This is a genomic window from Actinomadura kijaniata (assembly GCF_014138665.1).
In the GTDB taxonomy this organism is placed as follows: domain Bacteria; phylum Actinomycetota; class Actinomycetes; order Streptosporangiales; family Streptosporangiaceae; genus Spirillospora; species Spirillospora kijaniata.
In genome coordinates this window covers 407185-415778 of the sequence record NZ_JACJIA010000009.1, presented here as the reverse complement: position 1 = coordinate 415778, position 8594 = coordinate 407185, and the positions used below count along the sequence as shown (strand labels likewise).

10 protein-coding genes are annotated in these 8594 nt (G+C 75.3%); all 10 read right to left on the bottom strand.

Annotated elements, in window-relative coordinates; all coding sequences use genetic code 11:
• Positions 1–90: 90 nt before the first annotated feature.
• The 10 genes from HNR61_RS31515 to nagA all read right to left on the bottom strand — a co-directional run bounded on the left by HNR61_RS31515 (position 91) and on the right by nagA (position 8425).
• On the bottom strand, positions 91–1191 hold the full coding sequence (locus HNR61_RS31515) for an NAD(P)/FAD-dependent oxidoreductase (RefSeq protein WP_182846772.1): 1101 nt from the start codon (positions 1189–1191) through the stop codon (positions 91–93).
• Between the two features lie 127 nt (positions 1192–1318).
• Positions 1319–2173 carry a DUF4097 family beta strand repeat-containing protein gene (locus HNR61_RS31510; protein ID WP_182846771.1) on the bottom strand — a complete coding sequence of 285 codons (855 nt, stop codon included), beginning with the start codon at positions 2171–2173 and terminating at the stop codon, positions 1319–1321.
• 19 nt (positions 2174–2192) lie between these two features.
• The gene (locus tag HNR61_RS31505) at positions 2193–2726 is read right to left on the bottom strand and encodes a toxin-antitoxin system HicB family antitoxin (protein WP_182846770.1); all 534 of its coding nucleotides are present in this window, start codon (positions 2724–2726) and stop codon (positions 2193–2195) included.
• A gap of 133 nt (positions 2727–2859) precedes the next feature.
• Entirely contained in the window at positions 2860–4530 is a 1671-nt protein-coding gene (gene ptsP, locus HNR61_RS31500; protein WP_220510044.1) for a phosphoenolpyruvate--protein phosphotransferase, read from the bottom strand.
• Positions 4531–4534: 4 nt separating this feature from the next.
• The gene (locus tag HNR61_RS31495) at positions 4535–4807 is read right to left on the bottom strand and encodes an HPr family phosphocarrier protein (RefSeq protein WP_182846768.1); all 273 of its coding nucleotides are present in this window, start codon (positions 4805–4807) and stop codon (positions 4535–4537) included.
• A gap of 15 nt (positions 4808–4822) precedes the next feature.
• Entirely contained in the window at positions 4823–5491 is a 669-nt protein-coding gene (locus tag HNR61_RS31490) for an HAD family hydrolase (protein WP_182846767.1), read from the bottom strand.
• The gene (locus tag HNR61_RS31485; protein ID WP_182846766.1) at positions 5482–5931 is read right to left on the bottom strand and encodes a PTS sugar transporter subunit IIA; all 450 of its coding nucleotides are present in this window, start codon (positions 5929–5931) and stop codon (positions 5482–5484) included. Before HNR61_RS31485 ends, HNR61_RS31490 begins: the two co-directional genes overlap by 10 nt.
• Before the next feature lie 18 nt (positions 5932–5949).
• The gene (locus HNR61_RS31480) at positions 5950–6228 is read right to left on the bottom strand and encodes a PTS sugar transporter subunit IIB (RefSeq protein ID WP_281186159.1); all 279 of its coding nucleotides are present in this window, start codon (positions 6226–6228) and stop codon (positions 5950–5952) included.
• Positions 6225–7268: an SIS domain-containing protein gene (locus HNR61_RS31475; RefSeq protein ID WP_182846765.1), complete on the bottom strand. Its 1044-nt coding sequence runs from the start codon at positions 7266–7268 to the stop codon at positions 6225–6227. The genes HNR61_RS31480 and HNR61_RS31475 overlap by 4 nt, the downstream gene beginning before the upstream one ends.
• Positions 7265–8425, bottom strand: a complete 1161-nt coding sequence (gene nagA / locus HNR61_RS31470; protein WP_182846764.1) for an N-acetylglucosamine-6-phosphate deacetylase — start codon at positions 8423–8425, stop codon at positions 7265–7267. Before nagA ends, HNR61_RS31475 begins: the two co-directional genes overlap by 4 nt.
• Positions 8426–8594: the final 169 nt, after the last annotated feature.

Here is an 8594-nt window from a genome sequence, read left to right as displayed (position 1 = left end):
CGCTATGACAAACTCGCCGCGCACTACCAAGCAGCCGTCACCCTGGTCAGCACCCTGCTCTGGATCACATCGTGATCCACCGGACACGACCTAGGCCGGCACCGGCAGCGACGTGCCGAACAGGTCGTTGAACCGGCCGGTGAACAGGTCCGCGCCCTTGTACTCGCCGACCGCGGCGGCGGGCAGCACGACCGGGCCGTCCGGGGACGGCACCTGGCCGACGCCCCGGTCGGGGCCGAGCGGCAGCAGGACGAACGGGATCGGCGACGGCCGGTGGACGGCCGTGGGCCCCTCCCCGTCGAGCGCGGCGAGGATGTTCTGCGCCACGACCTCGGCGTGCTGCATGGCGTTGCCCGCCATCTTGGCCTCGGGCAGGTCGGTGACGTCGCCGACCGCGTGCACGGTGGCGTGCCCGGCGACGTTGAGGTTCCCGGTGACCCGCAGCAGGCCGCCGGGGGTGCGCGCGGCCCGCAGCCCAGGCCCCAGGTGGGCGGTGTCGACGGTGACGCCGTAGGCGCGGAACCAGATGTCGGCGGTGATCGGCCCGTCGCCGGAGGAGACGGTGAACGTCCCGGCGCGCCCCGGCTCGGTCGGCGGCGTCTCCACGGTGGTGCCCAGCCGCAGGTCCACGCCCAGCTCGTCCAGGTGGCGGTGCAGGTCCGCGCGCAGGTCGTCCCGGAAGGCGGGCAGCAGGCGCTCGGCCGGGTCCACCACCGTGATCCGCTTGTCCGGCCAGAACGCCTTGGCCTCGCCCGCCAGCTCCAGGCCGACCGGCCCCGCGCCGACGACCAGCACGCGGTCCGCCGCCGCCAGGTCCTTGTGGATCCGCAGGATCTCCTCGCGGGCGGTGGCGGCGTCGGCGGCCCCGGTCTTGAACGGGGACGGGTAGGCGGAGCCGGTGGCGATGACCACGTGGTCGGCCGCGAGGCGCTCGCCCGAGGCCAGCTCGACGCCGCCGGGCTCCACCGAGACGGCGCGGTCGCGGACGACCCGGCCGCGCTCCAGCAGCCGGTCGTAGGGGAAGAACATGCTGTCGGCCCACTCGGGCCGGGCCAGCGCGCGCATGGCGACGGCGTTCTGGACGAACGCGTCCCTCGGCTCGACCAGCACGACGTCGGCGCGCTCGTCCAGTGCCCTGGCGACGCTGGCGCCGCCGTACCCGCCGCCGACGACCACAACGGTACGCCCCATGATGATCACTTCCGTTCCGAGAAGGGGTTCGTTCGCGATACGAACTGTATTAGTTCGTAATACGAACTTCAAGCCGCCGGAAAGAAAAACCGCCCGCCGGTGCGGCGGGCGGCTTCCGGCGGCCGGATCACGCGTGGCGGATGACGGCGTCGCCGTGCTGGGTGCGGGCGCGGACGCGGACGACGGCCTCGTCGCCGTCGGGGGTCCCGGCGGGGTCCAGGTCGCTGCGGACGTGGCCGTACTCGGAGGAGACGTCGAGCCAGGCGGCGGTGCCCTTGGCGACGCCGACCTCGATGTCGCCGTCGCCGGTCTCCAGGTCGGCCGTCCCGGACGCCACCGAGGCGACCCGGACGCGGCCGCTGGAGGTCCTGGCGGTGACGTCGGTGTCGGCGCTGTCCACGGTGATGTCGCCGTGCGCGGTGACCAGCCGCGCGTCGCCCGAGACCGCGCCGAGCGCGATGTCGCCGTGGTCGGTCTTGAGGGACACCGGCCCCCCGGCGGAGCCGACGCGGATCTCGCCGTGGGCGGTGAAGACCTCGACGGGGCCGGCCACGGCGTTCACCGACACGTCGCCGTCGTCGGTCCGCACCCGCAGCCCGTCGGCCCGGTCGACGTGGACCCCGCCCGTGCCGCTGGTGATGCGGCAGTCGCCGAGGCGGCCCTCGCAGTGGAACTCCGCCAGCCCCCGGGCGTTCACCCGGGAGCCCGCAGGGACCGTGATCACGACGTCGATGGCGCCGCCGCGGCCGAACCAGTGGCCGAGCGGCGACATCTCCCGCGACCGCGGGCCGCGCACGGTCAACTGACCGCCGGTGAAGTCCACGCGGGCCTCCTCGGCGAACCGCACGTCCGCGTCGCGGGCGGCGTTGGCGGGCCTGACCTCGACGGTGGTCTCGGCCGAGTCGACGGCGCGGACGCGCACCTCACCGACCTCCAGGTCGAGCGCGACGGAGATGGGCTCGGGGGTTGCGAAGGTGTGCATGAGGGTCCTCCTGTCGGGGTCAGCGGGCCCAGCCGGTGATGCTCTGGCCGCCGTGCTGGTGGGGGGAGCCGAAGCGGGGCGCGCCGTCGAGGGCGCCGGAGATCGCGCGGACGAGCCAGGCGTTGACCGAGATCCCCTCGGCGCGGGCGGCCTCCTCGATGCGCGGCTTGAGGTGCTCGGGAACGCGCAGGGAGATGCGGGCGGTGCCGCGGTCCTCGGGCTCGGGCGGCGCGGGCGGGGCCGGGGGCGCGGGCGGCAGGGGCGCGCCCGGCGCGGGCGGCACCGGCGCGGGCGGCGGCCCGGCCTCCGCGAACGGCTGCCGCACCACGAACTCGGGGTCGCGCCCCCGCAGCCGCACCTCGACGGAGCCGGGGACCAGCTCCCGGGTGATCTCGTCGGCGGCGTCGGAGAGCGCCTCCAGCAGGACGAGCCGGGCGGTCGAGTCGAGGGGCGCGACGAGGCGCTCGGCGAGGGCCCTGGCCTCGTCCCCGCCCGCCGCCGCGGCCACCGCGAGCTCGCGCCGCAGGCTCTCGACATAGGAGGAGAGATTCATGACGCCATGATGGCACCACGGTGGCGCCATAGCAATTCAAGTGACGCCATAACGGCGCCATTGACGCCATGGAAACGCGCGACGGCGAGGTCACCCCCACACCGGGTGACCTCGCCGTCTCGTTCTCGTGGAGCTACAGCCCCAGTTCCGCCAGGCCCGGCAGGGCCTCGCGGGCCGCCGCGCGGGCGTCGGCCGCGGTGCGGGCCTCGCGGGCCGCGTCGGCCGCCGTCCGGCACTCCGCCATCGTGTGCCGGGCCAGCGCCGCGCGCACCAGGGGAAGCGACGGGGCGCTCATCGACAGGGACGTCACCCCCAGACCCACCAGCACACAGGCCAGCGCCGGGTCGCCCGCCGCCTCTCCGCACACGCCGCAGGGGATCCCGGCCGACGCCGACAGCGCCACCAGGTCCAGCACCGCGGGCTGCCACGGGTCCTGGAGGGACGCCAGGCCGCCGAGCTGGCGGTCGGCCGCGCAGGTGTACTGCGTGAGGTCGTTGGTGCCCAGGCTGAAGAACGCCACCTCCCGCGCCAGGTCGCGGGCGCGCAGGGCGGCGGCGGGGACCTCGACCATCACGCCGGGGGTGTCGATGCCGTGGTCGCGGCAGGCCCGCGCGAAGTAGGCCGCCTCCTCGGCGTCGGTCACCATCGGGGCCATGACCTGGAGCTTGGTGGTCAGGCCGGACGCGGCCCGCGACAGCGCCGACAGCTGGGCCGACAGCACGTCCTCGTGGCGGCGCAGCATGCGCAGGCCGCGCTCGCCGAGGGCCGGGTTCGGCTCCTCGCCGGGGGGCGGCAGGAACGCCAGCGGCTTGTCCGCGCCGGCGTCCAGCGCCCGCACCACCACGCGGCCCTCGGGGAACGCCTCCAGCACCTTCCGGTAGGCCTTCTCCTGCTCGGCGTCGGCCGGCGGCGTCGCCCGGTCCAGGAACAGGAACTCGGTCCGGTACAGGCCCACGCCCTCGGCGCCGTTGGCCAGCGCGTTGTCCAGGTCCTGGGGGCCGCCGACGTTGGCCAGCAGCGGCACCCGGTGCCCGTCCCTGGTCTGGCCGGGGCCGGTCGCGCCGCGCAGCGCGGCGGCGCGCGCGGCGGCCGCGTCGCGGGCGGTCCGCACCTCGTCCTCGGCCGGGTCGAGCACGACCCGTCCGGAGGAGCCGTCCACCAGCGCCATGGTCCCGTCGGCGATGCCGGTCGCGCCGGGCAGCGCGACGACCGCCGGAACGCCCATGGTGCGCGCCAGGATGGCGGTGTGGCTGGTCGGCCCGCCCTCCTCGGTCACGAACGCGACCACCTTCGCCGGGTCCAGCACGGCGGTGTCGGCGGGCGCCAGGTCCCGCGCGACCAGCACGAACGGCTCGTCGGAGTCGGGGACGCCGGGCATCGGCAGGCCCAGCAGCCGCGCGACGGTCCGGTCCCGGATGTCGTCCAGGTCGGTGACGCGGGCGGCCAGGTACTCCCCGGCCCCGGCCAGCATCTCGCGGTACACCCCGAACGCGTCGAACACCGCGCGCGCGGCGGCGGCCCCCTGGTCGATCCGCGCGGCGGTGCCGTCGGCCAGGCCGGGGTCGCGGGCCATGAGCGCCTGGGCGTTCAGCACGTCCCGGCCGTCGTCGTTGCCGACCTCGGCCGCGCGGGCGGCGCGGGCCTCCAGGTCGTCGGCGACGGCGGCCAGCGCCGCCAGGGCGGTCCGTTTCTCGGCCTCGGCGTCACCGGCGTGCCGGGCGTCGGCGGGCGGCTCGGGGACCTCGCCGGCGATGCGGCGGACGGGCCCGTGGCCGACGCCGGGGCTGACGCCCGCGCCGTTCATGACCTCAGGCACCAGCGGGCTCCGGGGCCGTCAGGATGGCCTCCAGCTCGTCCAGGACGGTGTCGGCGCCCTCGCCCTCGGCGCTCAACACGACCTCGTCGCCGTGCCGGGCGTCCAGGCCGAGCACCGCCAGGATGCTCTTGGCGTTGACCGGCCGCCCGCCGGACTTGGCGACGGTGACCTCGATGGGGGCCTTGGCCGCGGTCTGCACGAACAACGCGGCGGGCCGGGCGTGCAGCCCCACCGTCGACTGGATCTTGACGTTGCGCTCGGTCACGGACCTATCTCCTCGTCAGCCTCCGGACACCCGCAGCGCGGGGCCGGGAAGTACGTCTATTTCCTTCAGGTTCGGCACCACGCGGTCGGCCTCGGCCAGCGCGTCCGCGGTCTGGGTGGTGCTCACGCCGATGCAGGTCATACCCGCCGCCCGCACGGCGGCCACGCCGGCGGGCGCGTCCTCGAACGCGACCATCCCGGCGGGGTCCAGGCCCAGCAGGCGGGCGGCGGCCAGGAACCCCTCGGGATGGGGCTTGCCGTGGGTGACGTCGTCGGCGGTGACCACGGCGTCGAACAGGTCGAGCACGCCGAGCCCCGTCAGGATGGGTTCGGCGTAGCCCCACATCCCGGACGTCACCACCGCGATCGGCACCCCGGCGGCGCTCAGGCCCCGGACCAGCTCGACCGCGCCCGGGACGGGGTGGGCCGGGGGCAGGTCCGGGTCGTTCTCGCGGGCGACGGCCTGCTGGAAGAGCTCCTCCACCTCGCGGCCGGGGAACAGGTGCAGCAGCTCGGCCAGCACCTCCCGGCCGCGGCGCCCCGTGAACGACGACAGCAGCGCGTCGTCGCACGGGACGCCGTGGGCGTCGAAGAGCCGCGCCCACATCACCCGGTTGCGCGGCTCGGTGTCGATGAGGGTGCCGTCCATGTCGAAGGCGGCACCCGTCAGCGGGATCAGCTCCATGTGTAGAGCTCGGCGCCCTTCGTCACCTCGCCGTCCTCCAGCACCTCCGACAGCGCCTCGGCGGGGGCGTCCAGGGCCACCACGGCGCAGATCGGGGAGCGCCCCCCGGCCTCGACCGCGGCGGGGTTCCAGTTCACCAGCGGCTGCCCGGCGGTGACCTGCTCGCCCTCGGCGGCCAGCAGCTCGAAGCCCTCGCCCTTGAGCTGGACGGTGTCGATGCCCAGGTGGACCAGCACCCCGTGGCCCTCGGCGTCCACGACGACGAACGCGTGCGGGTGCAGCTTCACGATCTTCCCGGTGACCGGGGCGAGCGCCGGACCGGGCTCGCGCACCGGGTCGACGGCGGTGCCCGGACCGACCATGGCCTGCGCGAACACCGGGTCGGGCACGCCCGCCAGGCCGACCACGCGACCGGCGACCGGGGACAGAACCTTCGTCATGACGGCCTCCAGCCGGAACTAGTCGAGGATGTCCTCGATGTCGCTGGCGATGGTGTCGGCCTCGGGGCCGACGACGACCTGGACGACGTTGCCGGCGCGCATGACGCCGAACGCGCCCGCGGCCTTGAGCGCGGCCTCGTCGACCAGGCCGGCGTCCTCGACCTCGGTGCGCAGCCGGGTGGCGCAGGGCTCGATCTCGGTGATGTTGTCGGCGCCGCCCAGCGCGGCGACGATGGCCTCGGCCTTGTCCATTGCTTCTCCTTGGGGTGGTGTCGCCGGGTCGGCGGGGTCCGTCAGTCGGTCTGGGTGACCTTGTTCAGGCCGCGCGGGACGTCGGGGTCGAGCCCCAGGGCGCGGGCCAGGTTCTCGACCAGGATCTGGCCGGGGACGATCAGGCCGAGCGGGGCGACCCACTCGGGCAGGTCGGGACCGGCCAGCGCGGCGTTCCCGGCGCCCGCCAGGCCCGCGCCGCCGCCGACGGTGAACGCCTTGGCCCCGGCCGACCGCACCCGCTCGGCCAGCGCGATCGTGCCGGGCAGCGTCGGGCCGTCGTCGGCGGCCACCAGCAGCGCCGGGGTCTGGGCGTCGACGACCGCGATCGGGCCGTGCAGCAGGTCGGCGTAGGACAGGCCCATGGCGTGCAGGTAGCACGCCTCCTTGATCTTCAGGGCCAGCTCCAGCGCGGTGCCGAACGCGATGCCGCGCCCGGACACCACGGCGCCGGGCACCCGCGCGAGCTCCCCGACGATCTCGGGCAGCGCGGGCGACGCCTCGGTGGCGGCGATCAGGCGCTCCACCTCGTCGGGGACGCGGTCCAGGTCGGCCCGGTCCACGTCGGCGCCGAGGCCGAGGCCGAGCACGGCCAGGGCGGCGAGCTGGGTGGTGTAGGTCTTGGTCGCCGGAACGGCCAGCTCGTCGCCGGCCTCGGTGAGCAGCGCGACCTCGGCGGCCTCGGCCAGCGGCGAGCCGTGCCCGTTGGTGACCGCCACGGTGCGGGCCCCGCAGGAGGCCGCCCACTCCATGGTCTGGACGATCTCCTCGGTCTTGCCGGACTGGCTGATCGCCACGGCCAGCACGCCGTCCAGATCGACCTTCCTGCGGTAGGTGGTCGCGATGGACGGCGCGGCCAGCGTGGCGAGCCGCCCGGCGTGCGACTCCACCAGGTAGCGGCCGTACACGGCGGCGTTGTCGGACGACCCGCGCGCGATGAACAGCACCTGGCGGGTCTCCCGCGCCAGGTCGGCGATGTCGCCGACCCGCGGCAGGAGCCCCTCCAGCGTGCGGCGCAGCGCGCCCGGCTGCTCACCGATCTCGGCGCGCATTCGGCTGGTGCTCATGATCCCCCTCTGCTGACGTTCTGCCCGTTGATCCATGTCGCATGCGCCCGGAGGTCCGGGCCGAGCCAGGTCAGGTCGGCGGCGGCGCCGGGGGCGATGCGGCCGAGGTCGGACCTGCCGATCAGGTCGGCGGGGACCCGGGTCGCCGCGTCCACGGCGGTCACCGGGTCGACGCCGAGCGCGATGGTGTTGCCGATCGCCTCGTCCAGCCGCAGGCCGGACCCGGCGATGGTGCCGTCGGCGCGCCGCGGCGGGCCCTGCTCGGGCAGGACGATCGGCTCGCCGCCCAGCGCGTAGGCGCCCGGCGGCATCCCGGCGGGGGCGGCGGCGTCGGTGACCAGCACGACGCGTCCCCCGGCGGCCCGGAAGACCAGCTCGCACACCTGCGGGGCGACGTGGTGCAGGTCCACGATCAGGCCGGGGTGCAGCCGGTCGTCGATGAGGGCCTGCACGGCGACGCCCGGGGCGCGGTGGTGGACGCCGGACTGGGCGTTGAAGACGTGGGTGACCTTGCGGGCCCCGGCGTCGGCGGCGGCCCTCACCCGGTCGGCGGTGGCGTCGCTGTGGCCGACGCCGACCAGCACTCCGCGCTCGGTGAGGGCGCGGATCGCGGCGAGCGCGCCGTCGCGTTCGGGCGCGAGGGTGACCAGCCGGACCAGGCCGGTCTCCAGCAGCGCGGCGACGGCGTCCGGGGTGGGGTCGGTCATGTGGGCGGCGTTGTGGGCGCCCCTGCGCCCCTGCGCCAGGAACGGCCCTTCGAGGTGGACGCCGAGGACCCTCGCGCCCGGCGGCAGGCGCGGCAGCAGCTCGGCGGTGGAGCGCAGCGCGGCGGCCTGCCGCTCGACGGGCGCGGTGACGAACGTGGGCAGGAACGCCGTCACACCGGTCTCGGGGAGACGGGTGACGACCTCCTTCCAGCCGACCTCGTCGGCGTCGGCCAGGTCGTGCCCGAAGAAGCCGTTGACCTGGAGGTCCACCAGGCCCGGCACGAGCATGCCCGCGGTGATCTCCACGTCCGGGACACCGTCCGGCCGGCCCTCGCCCACCCGCGTGATCACTCCGTCCTCGGCCCGGACGTATCCCGGCCCCAGCAGACGGGTAGGACCCCCGTCGGGGGAAGCGATCAAGCTGTTCGCGGTGATGAGAAGCGATGCCATTCGTCGGGCACTCTCCGTGACGCCATAACCACCGGTCGCCGCCCTCGACGACTGGCCTACAACTGGTCTAGGCCGGACTAGACCAGCCGTCACCATACTCCACGAAACGGATAGCGCGAAGATGTCGGGCCGGACTCGCTCGGGACGGCCCGCACGGGGGAGGTCGTCC

What these genes read in the sequence shown, in the direction of transcription:
- HNR61_RS31515 (WP_182846772.1), bottom strand. Translation starts at nt 1,191, where the DNA reads ATGGGGCGTACCGTTGTGGTCGTCGGCGGCGGGTACGGCGGCGCCAGC.
- HNR61_RS31510 (WP_182846771.1), bottom strand. Translation starts at nt 2,173, where the DNA reads ATGCACACCTTCGCAACCCCCGAGCCCATCTCCGTCGCGCTCGACCTG.
- HNR61_RS31505 (WP_182846770.1), bottom strand. Translation starts at nt 2,726, where the DNA reads ATGAATCTCTCCTCCTATGTCGAGAGCCTGCGGCGCGAGCTCGCGGTG.
- ptsP (WP_220510044.1), bottom strand. Translation starts at nt 4,530, where the DNA reads ATGAACGGCGCGGGCGTCAGCCCCGGCGTCGGCCACGGGCCCGTCCGC.
- HNR61_RS31490 (WP_182846767.1), bottom strand. Translation starts at nt 5,491, where the DNA reads ATGGAGCTGATCCCGCTGACGGGTGCCGCCTTCGACATGGACGGCACC.
- HNR61_RS31485 (WP_182846766.1), bottom strand. Translation starts at nt 5,931, where the DNA reads ATGACGAAGGTTCTGTCCCCGGTCGCCGGTCGCGTGGTCGGCCTGGCG.
- HNR61_RS31475 (WP_182846765.1), bottom strand. Translation starts at nt 7,268, where the DNA reads ATGAGCACCAGCCGAATGCGCGCCGAGATCGGTGAGCAGCCGGGCGCG.
- nagA (WP_182846764.1), bottom strand. Translation starts at nt 8,425, where the DNA reads ATGGCATCGCTTCTCATCACCGCGAACAGCTTGATCGCTTCCCCCGAC.